Below are 20,556 nucleotides of genomic sequence, written 5' to 3' on the forward strand. Positions count from 1 at the left end.
TTCACCCTTATTGCATGACAAAGCCGGTAAACAGCACTTGTTCGATAACGGGGGAAGAGACCAGGTCATTGAGCACCCGACGGCACTCTTCCAGTGAATCCTTGCGCAGCTTCTCCTTGCCCTCGAAGGTCATCAGCTGCTCGCTGGTGGCCGCACTGAAGACCCGCAGCAGGGTGCCTTCGATGAGGGGGATATTCTGCTTGGCCAGCGTCTCGTCGGCGGTACCGCGTACCATCAGCTGGATCTTGATCTGCACCAGCCGGTCGCGCTGACCGCCGGAGACGTTGAACACGAAGGGGCGCGGCATGCCCACGTAGAGCGAGGGCTGAGGCGCCGCCTCCTTGGGCTTGGCATCCTTGCCCTCCCCCGCGGCTTCGGCCGCCGGCTTGTCGCCGCCAGCCAGCATGAACCAGGCGCCGGCGCCACCGCCGCCCAGCACAATCACGGCCAGGGCGATAATCATGATCAGCTTCTTTTTCTTGCCTGCCGCCGGATCTTTCAGCGTCAGTTCGTTATCGTCTGCCATCCCTTGTCCACCCTAGTCTCAAACTTGTTCGATATCATAAACTTACTCGGGCTGGCATCAAGCATAGAAATCAATTCCGCGGTCGTTTGTCGATTCCCTCGACAAACTCATGCCGGCGCCCGTGACCTCTGCCTCAGTTTGGCCTGTTTCGGCAAAAGATCCGCTGCCTTTTTGTCCCTGCTGGCCCTGACCGGAGAAGCCCGACTGCCCCTGTGACTGCTGTTGCGGCTGTTGCTGCACCTGGGTCTGGCCAAGCTGGATGCCCTGCCCTGCCAGCATATCACGCAGCCGGGGCATGGCCTGCTCCAGCATTTCCCGGGTCTGGCCGTGCTGGACCACGAAATGCACGTTGGCCTGGTTGGACGAGTCTATCTGGATCTGGATCTTCATCTTGCCAAGCCCGAGCGGGTCGAGCTGGATCTCCGCCTGCTGCAGCTTGTCCGCCAGCATCAGGTTCACCTTCTGGTGCAGCTGGGCCGGCGCCTCCGGGTCGGCCAGCTTGAGGTGGGGCAGATTGGCGGGATCCCGCCGCGCGGCCAGTTCGGCGGTGGCAGGCCGGTTGTCATGGCCAACCGCCTGGGGCTGGCTGTTCTGTTGTACCTGCTGGCTGTGGCTGCTCTCCGGGGTGGCGGTCGTCTCACTGCTGCCCTGGCTGGTGCCGCGAGCCAGCTCTGCCGCCTTCTGTTTCAGGTCAACCTTGACCTCGCTTCTGCCTCTGGCGCTGTCGCTGCGCTCGGTGGCTTCCATCTGCTTGAGTCCGGCCGACAGGCTGGCCAGGGAGGCTTGCGGGCCCTGGGGTTCACTGCTGGCCAGCACTTGCTGCGGCGCCACCAGCACGGGTTCGTTCGGGGTGGCGGCCGGCGCCGGCGTGCTGCCGGCTGCAGGCGCGGGCTGACTCTCCGTCTTGGCCGCCGTGGCGGGTCTGGAGTGGCCATCCCCCTCGACAACGCTCTGCGGCTGCGCCTTTTCAGAGGTCAGGTTCGCCTCGCCATCGGCCCGGCTCATCCCCTCGGCAAACGCCCTGGCGGCTCCCGGCTGAGCGGCCACTGTGCTGTGGGTGGTCTGCAGCGGGGAAGGCTTGGCAGGCTCATCCTTGCCGACCATGGGCGGCACCACAGGCTTGGCCCCCTTGTCGGCGCCCTCCACCTGGATTTGGACGTTCTCCTTATCCTGCCCGCTTACCGTGGCAGCGGCTGGCACCTTGCTCTGCAAGGCCGCCCGCTCGGCGGCGGAGAGCTCGCTTTTGCTCCCCTTGGCATCCTTGCCATTTTTATCGGCATGCTGGTCGGCATTGGCGCCACCGGCGCCGCTCTCCTTGCCACTGCCCTCTTTCCCGGCTTCCTGCAACTGAGCCGCCAGGGCGGCGTCATCCGTCATGACGGCATCCGGCTGTGCGGCTTTCGCATCAACCGGTGCACTGGTTTCGCCCGTGAGCAAGCTGGCAGCCTGACGGGCCAGCGCGGCAGCAGCGGTCGTCGTCCCCTGCTTGTCACCGCTGCCGGCGAGCGGCTGGGTGAGGGTGGCCGATGCCTCGGCCGACGCAGCCTGCGCGTCATCCGGCGGCAACATCTTGCCGTCCGTCTCGACCACGGGTGTGCTGGCGACCAGAGTGATGGCCGCCGGGGCGACCAGGGAGGTGTCCTGTTTGAGGGCATCCTGCAGACGCTGCAGGAAGTCGTTGGGGGCGAGGGCGGGGTCGGGATCGCTCCCCTTCTGTGGCTTGTCGTCGGCACCAGCCGCCTCTTCGGCTTCATTCGCCAAAGATTTGGCAGCCTCGCCCTTGGCGTTCTGCAGCGGCTTGTCGCTCTCCACTGCACCGGCACGCTCCTGCCCGGTGCCGGGCCGCGACGCGGCCTTGCCATCAGCGTTGGCAACATGGCCATCGGCTTTGGCATTGCCCTTGCCGGCCTGCTGCACCCGGTTCATCACCTCGGAAAAGCCGCCCTTGCCGTCGCTCTGCAGGGCTCCTTCGCTACCATCCTGGCTCGCCGTCAGCACCGCACTCTTGTCGGCAGCGGCGGCTGTCGGTGCGGCGGAAGAATTGGTTAACAGTGTCTGCATCATGGTGAAGATTCCTGACGGCATTCGGCTTCGGGTTTCTCCTCAGCTCCCCGCAGGGAGTGAGGCGCACACGGGATGGCAAGAAGAAAGCAAGTTACAGGCCAGAATGGTGGAAACGGCGCAGCGTGGCGTACTCATCCAGCATCTTCTGCTCCTGGCGCTGGGCTTTAAGCTGCTCGCGCCCCGCCTGCTTGGCCAGCAGCAGCTCCACCGCCTTGCGCCTCTGCTGGGCGGCCAGCCACTCTTCACGGCGCAGCTCCAGCGCCTGGCGCACCTGCAGTACCCCTTCGTACTGCTGGGTCGCCGCCTGCTCGAGCTTGTTGATGAAGGCGTGATACTGGCTGTTCTGCTGGGCACCGATCCCCTGCAGACCGCGGTCGGTCCACTGCTGGTGGTAGATCTGGCGGTACTGGTTGAGCGCATCCTGCTGCTCCAGGAAGATTTTCAGATCCTGCTGGGCCTTGGCCAGCGCCAGCGCGGCCTGCTGCTCGGCCTCCACCAGCCGCTCCGACAACATCATCAAGCCTTTACTCATGGTCACGCCTCCCCTTCATCTTCTCGTCAACGCATCAGCGGCATGGCCACCAGCTGCAGAGCCTGCAGGCCGGCATCGTAGTGAATGACCTCGCGCATTCCCTGCTGCAAGAACTGATCCAGATAGGGTTTCTGGATGATGGCCCGGTCGATGCGGGGATCGGAGCCCTGGCTGTAGGCACCGATGGTGATGAGATCCCGGTTCTGCTGGTAGAGGGAGTAGAACTGCTTGAGGGTGCGCGCCAGCTCCATGTGCTCCGGCGAGGTCACCATGGGCATGACCCGGCTGATGGACTTCTCGATGTCGATGGCCGGGTAGTGGCCGGAGTCGGCCAGCTCGCGCGACAGCACTATGTGACCATCGAGGATGGCCCGCGCCGCGTCGGCGATGGGATCCTGCAGATCGTCCCCTTCCGTCAGCACGGTGAAAAACGCCGTGATGGAGCCCTGGCCGTCACTGCCGTTGCCGGCCCGCTCCACCAGCGCCGGCAATTTGGCGAACACCGAGGGGGGATAGCCCTTGGTGGCCGGCGGCTCGCCCACCGCCAGGGCGATCTCGCGCTGGGCCTGGGCGTAACGGGTGAGCGAATCCATCAGCAGCAGCACGTTGAGCCCCTGATCGCGGAAGTACTCGGCGATGGCCAGCGCCGTTTCACACCCCTTGAGCCGCATCAGCGGCGAGGCATCGGCCGGCGCCGCCACCACCACGGCGCGCTCGCGCCCCTCCTCTCCCAGGATCTCCTCGATGAACTCCTTCACCTCGCGGCCCCGTTCGCCGATGAGCCCCACCACCACCACGTCTGCCACCGAGCCGCGGGTCATCATGCCGAGCAGCACGGATTTGCCGACGCCGGAGCCGGCAAACAGCCCCATCCGCTGGCCCTGCCCCACGGTCAGCACGGCGTTGATGGCACGCACCCCCACGTCCATCGGTTGATGGATCGGGCGGCGAGAGAGCGGGTTGATGCGGTGCTGGGCAAACTGCACCGTCTGGGAAGAGAGGATGGGACCGAGCCCGTCCAGCGGCTGGCCGATGCCGTCGATGACCCGGCCCAGCAGGTTCATGCCGACCGGAATGCCGTGCTCCTCGGTGATGGGCACCACCCGGGCGCCGGGAATGACCCCCTTGAGCTGTTCGCTCGGCATCAGAAACAGGCGATCGCCGGAGAAGCCGACCACTTCGGCCTCAAGCGAACCGTCCTGGGTGTCGATGCGACAGAGTGCCCCGATGGCGGCGCGACAGCCGATGGCCTCCAGGGTCAAGCCCACCACCCGGGTGAGCTTGCCGGCCACCGGAGGTTTGGGGGCGATATCGCGTACCCGATACCCCTGCAACCGATTGAGTAACGAGCCGCTCATCCGGCCTCCTGAAAGCTGGTGTTGAATGCGTTGAAAAATAGGCGGGGCAAGCAGGCAGGGCCGCTAGCCGCGGCCATCCTGCGATGCATTGTCCCGCAGAAAGTTGCGCAGCAGCTGGTCGATGCGCCCCGCGAGGGTCAGATCGATGCTGGAGAGCTCGGTGGCCAGTTGCAGATCGCCGGGGGAGAGGGTGGGATCGCTTTGCAGTCGCCAGTGGCGCTTGGCACACTCCTCGGCGCCAAATGCCTGCTCGACCCGGGCCAGATCGTCCGGATGCAGCATCAGGGTGACCCCCAGCTCGGCGGCGGGCAGCAGCGCCAGCCCCTGCTTGAGCGCTTCGAGCAGCAGCCTGGGCGAGGTCTCGGCTTCGTGACGGATGAGGGCGCGGGCCAGTTGCATCACCAGCGCGATGAGCTGCTGCTCCACCGCGCTGTCCAGCTCCTTGAGCGGGTTGGCGAGGCGATCGATCAGCCCCTGCCAGTGGTTCATCTGCTGCTCCACCAGCTCGCGGCCGAGGGCCAGCCCCTCCTCCTTGCCCTGCTCCAGTCCGGCGGCATGGCCCTGCTGCAAGCCTTCCAGCTTGCCCTCCTCGAGCCCCTTGGCGTAACCGGCTTCACGCCCCTCGGCCATCCCCTCTTCCCAGGCAGCCTGGCGAATGGCTTCCAGCTCCTCGGCGGTGATGCTGGGGGCCGGCTCCTCGGCCGGCTCTTCGACCGGCACCTCTTCCTCCTGCCGATACCAGTCCGGGCTCAGCCCGAGGGCATTGGTCTCGACCTCGGCCTCGACCTCCATCTCAGGCCAACCCCAGGTCTGAACCTGGCTCTCGTCCCCGTCGGGTCTGACATAGCCGCGCAGTTTATTGTTGTTCATCAGGCTGCCGCACTCCTCATCATCACGCTGCCGGGAGTGCTATGCACGTCGATGCGAGCGTTCATCAGAGGAACTCCTCGCCGCCACCGGCACCCAGCATGATCTCGCCGGCATCCGCCAGACGGCGGGCGATGGAGAGGATCTCCTTCTGGGCGGCCTCCACTTCGGAGACCCGGATCGGCCCCATGGCCTCCAGATCGTCTGCCAGCATCTCGGCGGCCCGCTTGGACATGTTCTTGAAGATCTTCTCGCGCATCTGATCGTCGGAGCCCTTGAGGGCCCGCTGCAGCAGATCGCCAGGCACTTCCCGCAGCATGGTCTGGATGCCGCGATCGTCCACGTCGATGAGGTTCTCGAACACGAACATCAAGTCCTGGATCTGCTGGCTCATCTCCTCGTCCGACTCGCGGATGGAGTCCATCAGCTGACCCTCGATGTTGGTGTCGAGGTAGTTCATGATGTTGGCCGCCGCCTTCAGGCCGCCCATCTTGGCTGCCTGGGCACCCGCCGCACCGGCAAACTGTTTCTCCATGATGTCGTTGAGCTCTTGCAGCGCCGCCGGTTGCACCTCTTCCAGGTTGGCGATACGCATCACCAGATCCAGGCGCACCTGTTCCGGGAACTGGCTCAGGATCTCGGCGGACTGCTCCGGCTCCAGATAAGAGAGGACGATGGTCTGGATCTGAGGGTGTTCGTTCTGGATGATGCTGGCCACCTGGCGGGCATCCATCCACTTGAGGGAATCGAGACCGCGGGCGCCGGACCCAAGGATGATCTGATCCACCAGGTTGCTGGCCTTGTCTTCGCCAAGAGCGGCCACCAAGGCCTTGCGCACGAAGTCTTCGCTGCCGATACCGATGTTGGTGTACTTCTGGATGTCGTCGATGAATTGACGGTGGACCGCCGCCACCCGGTCGTGACTGAAATCCGACATGGAGGCCATCGACATGCCGAGCCGCTGCACCTGCTTGGGCTCGAGATGGCGGAAGATCTGGGCGGCGTCCTCTTCGTTGAGGCTCAGCATCAATACCGCCGCCATCTCCATGCCGCTCATCTGATCCAGGATCTGGCGCTGACTGTCGGTGATGTCATTGCCGGTGACCTGTGTCTTGTTTTCGTCAGCCATCTTTGTTCGCTACCCATTCTTTAATGACCTGTGCGGCCAGATCCGGTTCGTTCGCCACCAGGGCACGTACCGCCTTGAGCAAGTCTTCGTCACGGTGCAGATCCGGCAGTTTCAGATGGCCGTCACGTACCCCGAACACCGGCTCGGCTTCGGCCTGAGCCGCCAGCAGACTGAGCTCGTCATCCCCACCCAGCACGGTGTGGTTGTCGAAATCCAGTTCCCCTTCCGGCTTGGCATCCGGATAGAGCAGGCGCTTGAGCATGGGGCGCACCACGGTGACGATCAGCACTATGATGACCAGCACGGAGGCGGCGATGCGCACCGCGCGCCAGAACCAGGGCTGCTCGTAGAGCGGCGCCTCGGCCACGTTTTCGAGCTCGGGCCGGTTGAACGGGATGGCGACCACCTCCAGAGTATCACCACGGGTCACATCAAAGCCAAGGCCGCCGCTCAGCAGACGACGCAGGGTATCGAGTTCGGCCTGGGTGCGCGGCTCGCGGCTCACCTTGCCATCGGCGGCAGTGGCCGACTTGTAGTCCACCGCCACCGAGACGGTCATGCGACGAATGCCACCCATCTGGCGCCGGATATGGCTGACGGTGGTATCCAGTTCGAAGTTGCGGGTCGCCTCCTTGCGGGAGCGGCCGGAAGAGGACGCGGTCGTTTCGGCGTTGGGGCCGGTCGCCTGCTGCGGAATGTTGGAAGCGGCGGGCGGCTGGTTGGAGAGCGCGCCGGGCACGCCACCGTTGCTGCCGTTGGCGCTGTTCTCTTCCATGGTCATTTCGGAGCGCACCGCCGGCAGGTCCGGGTTGTAGGTCTTGCGGGTCTGCTCCTGCTGGGAGAAGTCGAGGGAGAGGTCGACCTCCGCCGTATAATTGTCGGCGCCGAGCACCGGGATCAGGATGGCGTCAATTTTTTGTTTGTATTCCAGCTCCTGCTTCTGCTGCATCGCAAACTCCTTGCGAGTCTGGGCAGAGACGGGATCCTGGGAGCCGGAGTTGAGCAGGCGGCCGTTCTGGTCGGTCACGGTGACGCGGGTCGGCTCCAGACCGTGCACGGCAGAGGCCACCATGTCGACGATGGAGTCCACTTCCCCCTGACCGAGGGCATTGCCCTTGAGGCTCAGCACCACGGTGGCGCTGGGCTTGCGTTCGTTGCGGGCAAACACGTTGTCTTTCGGGATGGCCAGCAGCACCTGGGCCTTGGCTACGTTCTGGAACTGTTCGATGGCGCTGGCCAGCTGGCGCTCGCGGCTCAGCTTGAGGCGTTCGCTCTCCATCCGCTGGCTGACCCCGAAGCTGGAGTCCTTGAGCAGGATGTCTTCCCCGTCGGTGCTGGCGTCAGTGGCGTTGGCCAGACCGGCACGGGTCAGCGCCAGCCGGATGTTGGAGAAGTTTTCGGCATTGACCAGCACGCTCTTGCCATCCACCTGATAGGGGATCTTCTGCTGATCGAGGAAGTCGAGGGTCTTGACCAGCTCCTGGGTGGTGTAGGTGCCAAGGGGACGCATGTCCGGCTCCTTACCCCACAACAGGATGAAAACGGCGATGGCCAGACAGATGGCCAGCCCCAGGATCAGGGTGATCTGGCGCAGCACGTCCGTGTTGGAGAGAAAGCCGAGTGCCGAACTCTTCTGCTCATTCTCATCGAGGGCGGCGGTGCCCTCATCGTTCATCAGCAGTTCGCCGTTTTGATCAGTAGCCACGATTTATGTCCTTATTGCTGACATGTTCATGATGCTCAGTCGCCATGGGCCTGAGTTACACCGGCATGTTCATGATGGTCTTGTAGGCATCGACCATCTTGTTGCGCACCTGCACCGTCGCTTCGAAGGCGATGGAGGATTTTTGTCCGGCGATCATCACTTCAGACAGGTCGACCGAGTTGTCGCCCATGTCGAAACGGGTGCGCAGATCGTTGGCGGCCCCTTGCAGCTCGTTGACGTTGCCAAGGGCCTGCTGCAGCAGTTGACCAAAATCGGAGCTGACCTGACGGCCAGGCTGGGTGAGCGGCGTGGCGCCGGCTTCCACCTTGAGGGCCTGCATCTCTTGCATCAGGCTGCTTGCACTGATTTCCATATTTCATCCCCAGACAAATCATTGACACTGACAGGCTCCAAGCAATAAGAGTGCCAATTAGGGAGAAGTGCCCTCGAAGCTGGGGTTCTTATGGTCGCCGGGATGATGAGCCGGCCCCTCAGGGGCGTGGCACGGCCCCCTCCCCCAGCAGCAGCCTCAGATAGCTCAGGTGGAGATCGTAGTGCTCCCCGGCGGGCAGCTTGACCAGCACCTCGTCATGCAGGTAGCCCGCGCGGCTCGCTGCCAGCTCGGGGGGAACCAGTCCTACCGCCACCAGCCTGGCGACGATGGCCTGCGCCAGAGCCATGGTCGCCTCGTCGGCACGCCCCCAGCCGAAGTGGCCCTGGTATGCCGACCCCTCGGCGCCGGGCTCGAGGGGGGAGACCAGATCCCCGCTGACCCAGAAGGCCGTGGGGATCCCCTCCTGCAGGCGCAGATAGATGCTCTGCTTGTCCCACTCCCGACGCAGGGCTCCGTCCGCCCCGTCCTGTGCTGATGCTTGTGTCATGCCACTCTCCTTGTCTTGCTGACGAACCTGGCTGCGCCCATGAAAAAGAGGGCCGAAGGCCCTCTTTTTACTGTAATTCGCACCAATTAAACAGACGGCAATCCGCGCCGTGTGAAGAAAAACTGGCGGTTGCTCACCCTCTGCTCAATCAGCGGGTCAGCTCCTTGTCCACCCAGTACTTGGAGCCCGAGATATTGGCGTCCAGCAGCAGCCCCTTCTCGCCGATCTGGTAGATGGCCATGCCGCCGTTGTACTTGGCGGTCAACTCGGCGCTCTCCTTGCCCGCCACGGCACCCACCTCGGAGGTGGCCTCCCAGCCCTGGCTGACGAAGGCATCGAACCTGGCCTTGTCCTCAAACAGGATCACCTGCTGATAGAACTTGCCACCCAGCCCGGCCGCCAGCCCGGCGCCGAACATCTTCATGTAGGTGTGCTTGCCGGTGGCACGGTTGACGGCCACCCCGGCCCCCTGGTTGGTGTGCAGCATCAGGGAGAACTTGCGCGAGTCGAACACCGCATAGCCGTATGCCTTGTCAAACAACAGCTTGGCCGAGGGCTGTTCGTTGAACAGCCGCACCAGGGCGGTGTCGGCCATGGTATTGAGGGCAAGGCGCGCCTCGTCCGCCGTCTTGGGCTCCAGCATCTCGTCGAGCTTCTTGTCGGCCACCGCCAGCCACTCCTTGCCGGTGGCCACGCTCTTGTCGGTCCAGGCGCCAGCGGTATTGAACGCTTCCGAGCCCCACTGGGAGACCGAGGCCCAGGTCGCCTTGGAGAAATCGGTGACGCTCTGCCACGCCTCCTTGCTGGTATCGCTCACCGCGTTGCCAAGCTCGGTCGCGGCCGCCTTCACCTTGGCCCAGTCGGCCAGGCCAGGGGCCGAGGTCAGCGCCAGTGCCGTGGCTATCACCAGGAATCGAATCTTCATGCTGTTTCCCCCGCTGTGATGAGTCGAGGGTCACAGTAGCAGATCCGGCGCCCACCCGGTAAGTGCATCTGCACCGTCCGGGTCAGCCGGTGACGCTCGGCCCCGCACCCTGTCAACGCAGCCGCTTGCCGTGCTCGTCCACCACCTGCTCGCCATCTTCCTTGGCGAAGGCCCCTTTTTGCTGATCGGGCAATATATCGAGCACCAACTCCGACGGGCGGCACAGTCGGGTGCCAAGGGGGGTGACCACTATGGGGCGGTTGATGAGGATCGGGTGGGCCAGCATGGCGTCGATCAGTTCGTCATCGCTGAAGCGATCTTCTGCCAGAGCGAGCGCCTCGTAGGGGGGCACGTTCTTGCGCAGCAGCTCGCGCACCGGCATCCCCATGGCGGCGATCAGCGCCACCAGCTCATCGCGGGAGGGGGGCGTCTCCAGATAGTGGATGACGGTCGGCTCGACGCCGCTGTTGCGAATAAGCTCGAGGGTGTTGCGGGAGGTGCCGCACTCTGGATTGTGATAGATGGTGATTGCACTCATTGGCATGTCTCTCATGGCTTAAGTGAATAAAAAAATTGGATAAAAAGGGTTAGCGGCCATCTGTTAACGGCTTAGCCCCGCTTCGTACCAGGGTTTGCTGGCGTTGACGATGCGCACCACCAGCAGCATGACCGGCACCTCGATCAGCACGCCGACCACGGTGGCGAGCGCCGCGCCGGAGTGGAAGCCGAACAGGCTGATGGCGGCGGCCACCGCCAGCTCGAAGAAGTTGGAGGCGCCGATAAGGGCGGAGGGACAGGCCACCGAGTGCTTCTCCCCCACCTTGCGGTTGAGCCAGTAAGCCAATCCCGAGTTGAACAACACCTGGATCAGGATCGGCACCGCCAACAGGGCGATGACCAGCGGTTGCTCAATGATGGCGTTGCCCTGGAAGGCGAACAGCAGCACCAGGGTGAGCAATAGGGCCGCCACCGACCAGGGCTGGATGCGGGTCATGACGCTGTCAAAATGGGCCTGCCCCTTTTGCAACAAGGCCTTGCGCAGCAGCTGGGCGATGATGACCGGGATGACGATATAGAGCACCACGGAGGTGAGCAGGGTATCCCAGGGCACCACTATGCTGGAGACCCCGAGCAGCAGCGCCACCAGCGGAGCGAAGGCAAACACCATGATGAGGTCGTTCACCGCCACCTGCGACAGGGTGAAGTAGGGATCGCCGTTGGTGAGGCGACTCCAGACAAAGACCATGGCGGTGCAGGGGGCCGCCGCCAGCAGGATCAGCCCCGCCACGTAACTGTCGAGCTGATCCGCCGGCAGCCAGTCGGCGAACAGCACCCGAATGAAGAGCCAGCCGAGGAAGGCCATGGAGAAGGGCTTGACCAGCCAGTTGATGAAGAGAGTGACCCCAATCCCCTTGAGGTGCCCCTTCACCTGATGCAGGGCACCGAAGTCGATCTTGAGCAGCATGGGGATGATCATCACCCAGATAAGCAGTCCCACCGGCAGGTTGACCTTGGCCACCTCCATGGCGCCGATGGCCTTGAAGAGTTCCGGCAGGCCCTGCCCGAGCCCAATCCCCACCAGAATGCAGAGGGCCACCCAGGCGGTGAGGTAACGTTCAAAAAAGCCAATCGCCGGTTGGCTCTTGGCATCACAGGTTGCAGGCATGAGGGCTCCCGATGCGGTCATCCCGCATCTCTTTCGTTAACGACAAATGTTCATCAGCCCCGACCACGCGGCCGGGGCCCTTGTTCAGTGATGCTGACTGTTCAGTGGTGCTGGCAGAGGCGGCGCAGGGCATCCGCCCCCACCGGCTCCTCGGCGAGCAGCGGCACCACGGCGTAGCGGCTGGCGTGTTGCTGCTCGACCGCTTCGACATGGGGCAACTGGCGCTCGGCCCGCAGTTGCAACAGCGGCGAGCTGACCGCGGCTTGCTGCAGACTGTGGTTGATGAGCCAGGCCCAGGGCTCGATGCCGGCACGGCGCAGATCGGCCTGCAGATTGGCTGCCTCCTGCACCGGGGTGGGCTCGGGCAGGGTGACGATCAGCACCTTGGTCTGCTTGGAGTCCTGCAGTTGCATCATGGGGGTGGTGAAGTGCAGCCCCTTGCTTCCCATCTGGCGGGCGATCTCCCTGTGGTAGGCGCCGGTGGCATCGAGCAGCAGCAGGGTGTGGCCGGTGGGGGCGGTATCCATCACCACGAAGCGCTTGCCCGCCTCGCGGATGATGCGCGAGAAGGCCTGAAACACGGCGATCTCCTCGGTACAGGGGGAGCGCAAGTCCTCCTCCAGCAGCGCCCGCCCCTGCTCGTCCAGTGCCGCCCCCTTGCTGGCCAGCACCTGGGCGCGGTAACGCTCGGTCTCGGCGTGGGGGTCGATGCGGCTCACCTCCAGATGGGGCAGGCTGCCTGCCAGCGTCTCGCCGAGGTGCGCAGCGGGATCCGAGGTGGTGAGGTGCACCGGCAGGCCGCGGCTTGCCAGCTCCACCGCCACGGCGGCCGCCAGGGTAGTCTTGCCCACCCCGCCCTTGCCCATCAGCATGATGAGGCCGTGACCGTCGGCGGCCAGCTCGTCCACCAGCGAACTCAACTCGGGCTGGACTGGCAGATGGGCTGACGTTGCCAGTGGTGCCTGCTCACCAGCATCCTGTGGTTGCAGCAGCTGGCGCAAACTGTCGAGCCCCACCAGGTTGGTGGCCAGCAGCGGCACCAGATCCCGGGCCAGTCCCTTTATCCCCTGCGGCATATCGGCAAGCGCCTGCTGTTCGCGCTGCCAGAGAGCCTGCGCCAGCGCGTCACCAACAATGGCCGCCTCGGGGAAGAGGCCGTTGATCACCAGCTGCTGGTTCGCCAGGCCGATGACGGCCAGCTCCTCGTGAGTGCGGGATACTTCCCGCAAGGTCGAACCCTGGGCCCGCGCCACCAGCACCAGCCGGGTTTGTGCTCCGTCACAGAGCGCGGCGACAGCCTCGGCATACTGGCTGCGCTGCTTCTCCAGTCCCGCCAACGGGCCCAGGCAGGAGGCATCCCCCTTGCCCTGCTCCAGAAATTCGCTCCAGGCCCCCGGCAGTTGCAACAGGCGGATGGTATGGCCGGTGGGGGCGGTGTCGAAGAGGATGTGGTCATACTCCGAGCGCAGCGCCTGGTCGGTGAGCAGGGCAGTGAATTCGTCAAAGGCGGCGATCTCTGTGGTACAGGCGCCGGAGAGCTGCTCCTCTATGCTGCGCACCACGCGCTCGGGCAGCTTGCCGCGCACCGGCCCGACGATCCGCTCCCGATAGGCCTTGGCCGCCGCGGGGGGATCTATCTCCAGCGCCGACAAACCGGGCACAGCGGCGATGGCGGTAATGCGATTGCCGATGTCGGTGGCAAACACCTGCCCCACGTTGGAGGCGGGATCCGTGCTCACCAGCAGCACCCGTTTGCCGGCATCGCACAGGGCCACCGCGCTGGCGCAGGCCAGCGAGGTCTTGCCCACCCCGCCCTTGCCGGTGAAGAAGAGAAACGGCGGTGGATTGGTCAGAAAGTGATACATAGCCTCTCCCGTTACGACATGGTTTCGAATATCAATCTCTTAGCAGCAACCACTGCCAGGACGGCAGGCCGCTTTCACTATGCCCTTGATGGTGGCCTGCGGCGCGGGCAGTCCGGTATAGCGGGCCAGCTCGCCGCGGCTCGGATAGCGGCCGGTCAGCACTACCTGACCCTCCACCAGCACCAGCGGCAGCCCCTCCTCCCCGGCGTGGGTGAGAAAGGCGCTGACCGCAGGTGTTTCGGCAAACTGCAGCGGCTGCTGGGCCAGATTGAAACGCTCGATGGCAACGCCCTGCTCCCTGGCCCAGGCCAGATCGGCGGCAAAGGTGACCAGCGCCTGATCGACCTCGGTGCCGCAGACGCCGCTGGCGCAGCAGAGGGCGGGGTCGAAAATCTGAATGACTGACATGGCATTACTCCTTGTGGCAGCAGGGCTGCGCAGGCAGCACATGGGGTGAGCAAGTGGACTCGGCGCGCATCATGCCGCACGCCTCCGGATGGCCGGCGCAGCACTCCTCGGTGAGATAGCCGATAAGGTCCAGCATCAAGGGGATATTGGCGCGGTAGCGCAGGAAGCGCCCCTCCTGCTCCACCGACAAGAGGCCGGCATTGAGCATCGCCTTGAGATGAAACGACAGGGTGTTGGGGGCGATGTCGAGCTCGCCGGCCAGCTCGCCCGCGACCCGCCCATCCAGCCCCGCCTTGACCAGCAGCCGCCACACATCGAGCCGGATCCCGGATGCCAGCGATTCAAAGACCTTGGTGGCCGTCTCTTTGTTCATGTTTGTCTCTCGTTGGATACGCCTTCATTTCAACTATACAAGAATCATTGAAGTGATCAAGTTGCCGCCAACTCTGCTCGTGAAGCCGCAAGCTCCCTCTCAACAAGATCATGCCTTTCAATTACATTTTTCTTTAATTTGCATATGCCATTTATGCGGCGTATATGTGGCATATGCAAATTAGGAGTCGTTATGCCGAGACCAAAAATAGCCCGTCGTATCTGCGGGCGCCCCGCCAACAGCTACTTTAAGCCCAATGGTGTCCCCATGCATGAACTGGAGCAGGTGGCCCTCGCCGCCGATGAGTTTGAGGCGCTGCGCCTGGTGGATCTGGAGGGCATGCAGCAACAGGAGGCCGCCCGACTCATGGGCGTTTCTCGCCAGACCTTGGCCAATACCCTCAAGCGCGCCCGCTACAAGGTGGTGGAGTGCCTGAGTTTAGGTAAGGCCCTGTTGATGCAACCCGACGTCCCGCAACCCGGTGGAGAAATCGCGCAATGAACCAGAACGTGAATACAGCAGCAGCCGTGCCAGGCAACCATGCCATCCTGTTGAGCCGGGGCCGGCCATCCGCCCACGTCAGCCGGGCTGAGCAGCTGCAGATTGTCAGTCCAGCCGGCGAGGTGCTCGCGACCATGTCCAACCCGGCCAACGGCGAGGGTTGCCGTGGCAAACAGGCCCTGCTGGCGACGCTACAGGCCCATGCCGTCACTCAGGTGCTGGTGCGAAACATCGGTGAGCACATGCTGGGCCGACTGCTCGATGCCGGGATATCGGTATGGCAGTACCGCTCGGCGCACCTTGATCTGTCTGCTGCCCACTTTCAGCCGCTGACCGACGCCAGCCAGGGCAGTCCGTCACGCCGCAAGGCCAGCAAGGCCGGGGGTCTTATCAAGGGGATCCGGCCATCCTGCAACGGCCGCAAGGGGGAACAGATCGGTAGGGAAAGTGGTTGTCACCAGGCGGAGCAGTGCGGCTGCAATCATCAACAGGGGGACAAATCATGTCACACCTGCTGCTGAGCATGCTGGCCTCCTTCGCATTGATCCTGGCCATGAGCGCCCTGCTCTGGTGGCGCCAAACCCGGCTAGCGGCAGAGCGCCAGGGCACTAGCGACCGGCCTTGTGGCTGCGCAAGCGCTTGCTCCGAGCATCTCTATCAAATTGCAGAGCCCGCCCCCAGGCATTCACCCCGGTAGGTAAGCCGACCCTAGCACCGAGAGCGTGAACGAGAGGTCAAGTTATGGCCGGATCCCGATACTGCTGATGGATGGCGCGAAACGCCTCCTTGCTGCGCAGCGCCGCCGCGACGCAGACGGGGTCGAACTGGCTGCCTGCATGGGTTTCGAGGTAGGCAAAGGCCGTTTCGAACGGCCAGGCCTGTTTGTAGGGGCGCTCGCTGGTGAGCGCGTCGAACACATCCGCCACCGTGACGATGCGGGCCTCCAGCGGGATCGCCTGCCCCGCCAGCCCCTCCGGGTAGCCCTGGCCGTCGAAACGTTCATGATGGTAGGCAATGATGTTCTTGAGCATGTCGGTGTGATGGATGCCGTCCAGACCAAACTCCTTGATCATCAGGGCGATCATCTCTCGTCCCTTGAGCGGGTGGATCTTCATCACCGCGTACTCCTCCGGGGTCAGCTTGCCCGGTTTGAGCAGGATGGCGTCCGGCACCGCAATCTTGCCGATGTCGTGCAGCTCGGAGAAGAGATGGATGAACTCCACCTCCTCATCGTTGAGGGGGTAATGGGCTGCCACCTCGCAGGCGATGAGCCGTGAATAGGCTGACATGCGGTGCAGATGGTTGGCGGTCTCCTCGTCCCGGTAGCGGCTGAACTCCCGCGCCGTGGTCAGCGCCCCGTTCAGGGTCTGGATGGAGAAGAACTCAACAGCAATGATGGCCGCCAGGATCTGGGCATATGCCGCCAGTTCACCGCGAATGGCCGCATCGAAGTAGCCGGGCTCCCTGGCATCGCAAAACAGAAAACCGAACAGCCGGCTGTTGAACAGCAGCGGCTCGGTGTAACTCGACTCATAACCGGCCGCCAGCAGCTTGCGGCTGTGCTCGGCGGGGGACCCTTGCAGCGAGCCCAAGGTATCGAGCACCCTGGATTGCTGGCGCTCGGCCAGATAGCGCAGGGAGGGCACCTCGCTCAGCTTCACCTCGTACTGCAACAGCGGCGAGCCCCCCTCCGTGCTGTGGGCAAAGGTCTTGAGCTTGTCCGTCTGCTGGTCATAGATGGCGACCGCAACCCGGCTCAACTTGTCAAACCGCTGCCTGAGCGTGGCGTGCACGTTCTGCACTTTTTCGCCAAATGAACTCTCCATCCCGCACGTCCTTCTGCTATTCCTGCAGGGAGTATAGTGACCCCTGTTTTTACTCTCCTGCCAAATTGACTCAAGCGTCAGCAACAAACATCAGGGCCCCGCTGGCCGGCCAGCAAGGCCTGTTGCCACCATGGTTTTCTCCTTTGACGGCCCATTGTGGCCCGGGCAAAGAGATTGTTCGCTTCCGGCGTGCCGGCTGTATAGTTTTTGGTTAGCCATTCCGGTAAAATCCGCGCCCTAAAACTAGAGCCACCTAAGAGTGATTGAGCGATGTCCAACACAAAACAGGCCCCCAAAGTAGGATTCGTCTCCTTGGGTTGCCCCAAAAACCTGGTCGATTCCGAGCGCATCCTGACCCAGCTGCGTACCGAAGGGTACGACGTGGTGCCCAGCTATGACGATGCGGAGCTGGTGGTGGTCAACACCTGCGGCTTTATCGACAGCGCGGTACAGGAGTCGCTGGAAGCGATCGGCGAGGCCCTGGCCGAAAACGGCAAGGTAATCGTCACCGGTTGCCTCGGCGCCAAAGAGAACCAGATCCGCGAGATCCACCCCAAGGTGCTCGAGATCACCGGCCCCCACGCCTATGAAGAGGTGCTCGGCCACGTCCACAAATACGTGGAGAAGCCGACCCACAACCCCTTCACCAGCCTGGTGCCGGCCCAGGGCGTCAAGCTGACCCCCCGTCATTACGCCTATCTGAAGATTTCCGAAGGCTGCAACCACCGCTGCACCTTCTGCATCATCCCCTCCATGCGCGGGGATCTGGTGAGCCGCCCCATCGGCGAGGTACTGGCCGAGGCCAAGCGCCTGAAAGAGGCCGGCGTGAAGGAGATCCTGGTCATCTCCCAGGACACCTCCGCCTACGGCGTCGACGTCAAGCACCGTACCGGCTTCTACGACGGCATGCCGGTCAAGACCAGCATGGTGGCCCTGTGCGAAGAGCTGGCCAAGCTCGGCATGTGGGTGCGCCTGCACTACGTCTACCCCTACCCGCACGTGGATGACGTCATCCCGCTGATGCGCGATGGCAAGGTACTACCCTACCTCGACATCCCGCTGCAGCACGCCAGCCCGCGCATCCTGAAACTGATGAAGCGCCCGGGCACCGTCGAGCGCACCCTGGAGCGGATCCAGAAGTGGCGCGAGATCTGCCCCGAGATCACCCTGCGCTCCACCTTCATCGTCGGCTTCCCCGGCGAGACCGAAGAAGAGTTCCAGATGCTGCTGGACTTCATCGACAAGGCGGAACTGGATCGGGTCGGCTGCTTCAAGTACAGCCCGGTCGAGGGCGCCAAGGCCAACGAGCTGCCGGATCCGGTGCCGGCCGAGGTGCAGGAAGAGCGCTTCCAGCGCTTCATGGAGCTGCAGCAGCAGGTCTCCATCCGCAAGCTGGCCCGCAAGGTGGGCAAAGAGATGCTGGTGCTGATCGACGAGGTGGACGAAGAGGGAGCCACCGGCCGCTCCGCCGCCGATGCCCCCGAGATCGACGGCCTGGTCTACCTGAACGGTGAAACCGGCCTCAAGCCCGGCGACATGGTCAAGGTCCGCATCGACGAAGCGGACGAGTACGACCTGTGGGCCAGTCTCATCGACTGATCCCCGATAAGCACCAATAAAAAGCCAGTCAGCCCCTGACTGGCTTTTTTGTTGGTGCAATGCAAGGAAAAAGTGTTCAACCATGATTGCTCGAAGCGTCTGCGCATGGTCTGGAGGCATATAACCAATGGCGGGCTGATTCAGTCCCGATACAGGCGGGGCTGTTAGGATCCGGATTGACTCTCCCCGTCATAAGCCCTCTAATTGACAGCCTGGATCCCCATGATCGCGCACCTTATGAAAATTTTGTTGGTCGAAGACGACAAGCTGCTCAATCACCACCTCACCACCCTGCTGACCGAAGCCCAGAATCAGGTGCACAGTACCGAGAGCGCCCAGGTGGCGCTCCATTACGCCGCCGACTACCCCATCGACGTGGCCATCATCGATCTGGGCCTGCCGGACATGGACGGTCTGCAGCTCATCCGCCAGCTGCGCGAGCAGCAGATCCCCTTTCCCATCATCGTATTGACCGCGCGCGGCAACTGGCAGGACAAGGTGGAGGGGCTGGAAGCAGGGGCGGACGACTACCTGGTCAAGCCGTTCCAGAAGGACGAACTGCTGGCCCGCCTCAATGCCCTGGTGCGCCGCAGCGCCGGTTTCATCTCTCCCAGGGTCAAGGCTGGCGACTACGAGCTGGACCTTTCCCGCAAGGAGCTGACCATCGCCGGTACGCCGGTGGTGCTCACCAGCTTTGAGTACCTGATCCTCGAATACCTGATGCGCAACGCCCGCCAGGTGGTCTCCAAGCAGCAGCTGCTGGATCAGCTCTACGGCGACGGCGAGGGGGACCCCAACACCATCGAGGTGATGGTGAGCCGGCTGCGCAAGAAGCTGGATCCGGAGGGGCTCATCCAGCCCATCTCCACCATCCGCCGCCAGGGCTACATCTTCAACCTGTCGTGCAGCTGATGGGTTTTCGTCTGCCGCGCCCCATGCGCTTCATCCGCCGCTCGCTGCACATCAAGCTGATGCTGAGCGCCATGCTGGTCATCGCGCTCATCATGTCCTTCTCGGTCTACATCCTCTATCTGGGCCACACCGATGAGCAGGCCCAGAAGGCCAGCACCCGCATGCAGGAGAACCTCTCCAAGCTGTTCTCCTCCAAGATGCCGGACGCCCAGGCCAGCACGGATCTGGGCCGGCTCACTCCGGATGCCATCGACCCCAACCTGGACACCCTGATCTGCCGGGCCGATGGCCAGCTGAGCTGGTCCAGCCTGCACATGCCGGAGGTGATCCAGGTCAAGGACTCCATCTGCGACGATCTGATGAAGTACTTGGGCGGGCTGGATCAGGACTACTTCTTCAAGCGCCTCACCATCAAGAACGGCGAGAGCTACTTCATCTACAGCCTGCGCTTCTTGCGCAACCACGGTGACGGCCCCACCACCTATTACGTGGTGATGGTCGATTCCGCCAAGCGCTACCTGCTGCAGACCCGCGACTACCTCTACCAGTGCATCCGCCAGGCCCTGCTCGCCTACGCCCTGCTCGGCGCCCTGCTGCTGCTCACCAGCTTCTGGAGCCTGGGCTCCCTGCGCACCATGGCGCGCCAGATCGACGAGATCCGGGCCGGCAAGCGGGAGGCGCTCTCCAACGACTATGAGCGGGAGCTGACGCCGCTGACCGAGTCGGTCAACCAGCTGCTGGAGAACGAGCGCCAGCAGACCCAGCGCTACCAGCATGCCCTCAACGACCTGGCCCACAGTCTGAAAACCCGGCTGGCGCTGATCCAGATGACGGCCCAGGAGGTCAAGCTGGGGCGCGACATTCACGACAACATCAATGAGCAGATCCTGACCATGGATCAGATCATCCAGTACCAGCTGCGCCGCGCCGTCACCGGCCGCAAGCGCCTCGCCAGCAAGGGGACCGAGCCGGTGCCCCTCATCGAGAAGCTGCTGGCCAGCCTCGCCAAGGTCTATCGCCACAAGAAGCTGCAAACCCGCTTCAAGTTCGACGACGACGTCTTCTTCGCCGGTGAGCAGGGGGATCTGATGGAGCTGATGGGCAACCTGCTCGACAACGCCTTCAAGTTCGCCATCAGCGAGATCAAGGTGACGGTGAGCCGCCGGCTCGACCGGCTGCGGATCGAGATCGAGGACGACGGCCCCGGCATAGACCCGGGCAAGTCGCAGCAGATCTTCCAGCGCGGGGTGCGCGCCGACAGCTCCCCCGGTCAGGGGATCGGGCTGGCGGTGGTCACCGAAATCGTGCACAGCTACGGCGGCCAGATCATGGTGGACGAGTCCCCGCTCGGCGGCGCCCGCTTCACCCTCGACCTGCCCTGAGGCCATCTCTGCCCACCCAGTGCGCCTGCCAGCTGGC

The 20,556-nt window shown here is 63.6% G+C and carries 21 protein-coding genes; 5 read left to right on the forward strand and 16 right to left on the reverse strand.

Going from position 1 to position 20,556, the window contains the following annotated elements; all coding sequences use genetic code 11:
- Positions 1–7 precede the first annotated feature (7 nt).
- The 15 genes from fliL to AB5Y98_RS05210 form a co-directional block, all read right to left on the reverse strand.
- Complete coding sequence (fliL, locus tag AB5Y98_RS05140; RefSeq protein WP_005298773.1) at positions 8–526, reverse strand: flagellar basal body-associated protein FliL; 519 nt, start codon at positions 524–526, stop codon at positions 8–10.
- Positions 527–583: 57 nt separating this feature from the next.
- Positions 584–2,590 (reverse strand): flagellar hook-length control protein FliK, encoded by a 2,007-nt coding sequence (locus AB5Y98_RS05145; RefSeq protein WP_368231459.1) that lies wholly within the window; start codon positions 2,588–2,590, stop codon positions 584–586.
- 91 nt (positions 2,591–2,681) lie between these two features.
- Positions 2,682–3,122, reverse strand: coding sequence for a flagellar export protein FliJ (fliJ, locus tag AB5Y98_RS05150; RefSeq protein WP_005298769.1), 441 nt, complete (start codon positions 3,120–3,122; stop codon positions 2,682–2,684).
- A 26-nt stretch (positions 3,123–3,148) separates the two neighbouring features.
- On the reverse strand, positions 3,149–4,480 hold the full coding sequence (fliI, locus tag AB5Y98_RS05155; RefSeq protein ID WP_005298767.1) for a flagellar protein export ATPase FliI: 1,332 nt from the start codon (positions 4,478–4,480) through the stop codon (positions 3,149–3,151).
- A 63-nt stretch (positions 4,481–4,543) separates the two neighbouring features.
- On the reverse strand, positions 4,544–5,350 hold the full coding sequence (fliH, locus tag AB5Y98_RS05160; protein ID WP_368231460.1) for a flagellar assembly protein FliH: 807 nt from the start codon (positions 5,348–5,350) through the stop codon (positions 4,544–4,546).
- A gap of 64 nt (positions 5,351–5,414) precedes the next feature.
- Complete coding sequence (fliG, locus tag AB5Y98_RS05165; protein ID WP_005298762.1) at positions 5,415–6,476, reverse strand: flagellar motor switch protein FliG; 1,062 nt, start codon at positions 6,474–6,476, stop codon at positions 5,415–5,417.
- Positions 6,469–8,181 (reverse strand): flagellar basal-body MS-ring/collar protein FliF, encoded by a 1,713-nt coding sequence (fliF, locus tag AB5Y98_RS05170; protein ID WP_005298761.1) that lies wholly within the window; start codon positions 8,179–8,181, stop codon positions 6,469–6,471. Before fliF ends, fliG begins: the two co-directional genes overlap by 8 nt.
- Positions 8,182–8,236: 55 nt before the next feature.
- Entirely contained in the window at positions 8,237–8,554 is a 318-nt protein-coding gene (gene fliE / locus AB5Y98_RS05175; protein WP_005298759.1) for a flagellar hook-basal body complex protein FliE, read from the reverse strand.
- A gap of 118 nt (positions 8,555–8,672) precedes the next feature.
- Complete coding sequence (locus tag AB5Y98_RS05180; RefSeq protein WP_054545275.1) at positions 8,673–9,062, reverse strand: hypothetical protein; 390 nt, start codon at positions 9,060–9,062, stop codon at positions 8,673–8,675.
- Between the two features lie 148 nt (positions 9,063–9,210).
- Positions 9,211–9,987, reverse strand: a complete 777-nt coding sequence (locus AB5Y98_RS05185; RefSeq protein ID WP_324044254.1) for a hypothetical protein — start codon at positions 9,985–9,987, stop codon at positions 9,211–9,213.
- Positions 9,988–10,099: 112 nt separating this feature from the next.
- Entirely contained in the window at positions 10,100–10,525 is a 426-nt protein-coding gene (gene arsC / locus AB5Y98_RS05190) for a glutaredoxin-dependent arsenate reductase (protein ID WP_026141739.1), read from the reverse strand.
- 63 nt (positions 10,526–10,588) lie between these two features.
- Entirely contained in the window at positions 10,589–11,653 is a 1,065-nt protein-coding gene (arsB, locus tag AB5Y98_RS05195) for an ACR3 family arsenite efflux transporter (RefSeq protein WP_368231461.1), read from the reverse strand.
- A gap of 101 nt (positions 11,654–11,754) precedes the next feature.
- On the reverse strand, positions 11,755–13,518 hold the full coding sequence (gene arsA / locus AB5Y98_RS05200) for an arsenical pump-driving ATPase (RefSeq protein ID WP_368231462.1): 1,764 nt from the start codon (positions 13,516–13,518) through the stop codon (positions 11,755–11,757).
- A gap of 39 nt (positions 13,519–13,557) precedes the next feature.
- Complete coding sequence (gene arsD / locus AB5Y98_RS05205) at positions 13,558–13,926, reverse strand: arsenite efflux transporter metallochaperone ArsD (protein ID WP_368231463.1); 369 nt, start codon at positions 13,924–13,926, stop codon at positions 13,558–13,560.
- Positions 13,927–13,930: 4 nt separating this feature from the next.
- Positions 13,931–14,299: a helix-turn-helix transcriptional regulator gene (locus AB5Y98_RS05210; RefSeq protein WP_005298747.1), complete on the reverse strand. Its 369-nt coding sequence runs from the start codon at positions 14,297–14,299 to the stop codon at positions 13,931–13,933.
- A 192-nt stretch (positions 14,300–14,491) separates the two neighbouring features.
- Between AB5Y98_RS05210 and AB5Y98_RS05215 the strand changes: the two genes are divergently transcribed.
- Both AB5Y98_RS05215 and AB5Y98_RS05220 read left to right on the forward strand, forming a co-directional pair.
- Positions 14,492–14,800, forward strand: coding sequence for a DUF134 domain-containing protein (locus tag AB5Y98_RS05215; protein ID WP_368231464.1), 309 nt, complete (start codon positions 14,492–14,494; stop codon positions 14,798–14,800).
- Positions 14,797–15,321, forward strand: coding sequence for a NifB/NifX family molybdenum-iron cluster-binding protein (locus AB5Y98_RS05220; protein WP_017781132.1), 525 nt, complete (start codon positions 14,797–14,799; stop codon positions 15,319–15,321). Before AB5Y98_RS05215 ends, AB5Y98_RS05220 begins: the two co-directional genes overlap by 4 nt.
- Before the next feature lie 213 nt (positions 15,322–15,534).
- Here the strand turns inward: AB5Y98_RS05220 and AB5Y98_RS05225 are convergent, their stop codons facing one another.
- Positions 15,535–16,626, reverse strand: coding sequence for an HD domain-containing phosphohydrolase (locus AB5Y98_RS05225; RefSeq protein WP_368231465.1), 1,092 nt, complete (start codon positions 16,624–16,626; stop codon positions 15,535–15,537).
- Positions 16,627–16,896: 270 nt separating this feature from the next.
- Here AB5Y98_RS05225 and rimO point away from each other — a divergent pair, with 270 nt between their 5' ends.
- The 3 genes from rimO to AB5Y98_RS05240 all read left to right on the forward strand — a co-directional run bounded on the left by rimO (position 16,897) and on the right by AB5Y98_RS05240 (position 20,519).
- The gene (rimO, locus tag AB5Y98_RS05230) at positions 16,897–18,225 is read left to right on the forward strand and encodes a 30S ribosomal protein S12 methylthiotransferase RimO (RefSeq protein WP_010634637.1); all 1,329 of its coding nucleotides are present in this window, start codon (positions 16,897–16,899) and stop codon (positions 18,223–18,225) included.
- A 237-nt stretch (positions 18,226–18,462) separates the two neighbouring features.
- A complete protein-coding gene (locus AB5Y98_RS05235) occupies positions 18,463–19,137 on the forward strand; it encodes a response regulator transcription factor (protein ID WP_010634645.1) in 675 nt (224 codons plus the stop codon).
- Positions 19,137–20,519: an ATP-binding protein gene (locus AB5Y98_RS05240; protein WP_005298736.1), complete on the forward strand. Its 1,383-nt coding sequence runs from the start codon at positions 19,137–19,139 to the stop codon at positions 20,517–20,519. Before AB5Y98_RS05235 ends, AB5Y98_RS05240 begins: the two co-directional genes overlap by 1 nt.
- The last annotated feature ends 37 nt before the right edge of the window (positions 20,520–20,556 follow it).

Origin of the sequence: Aeromonas sp. s3, assembly GCF_040907805.1 — a bacterium.
Classification (GTDB): domain Bacteria; phylum Pseudomonadota; class Gammaproteobacteria; order Enterobacterales; family Aeromonadaceae; genus Aeromonas; species Aeromonas dhakensis.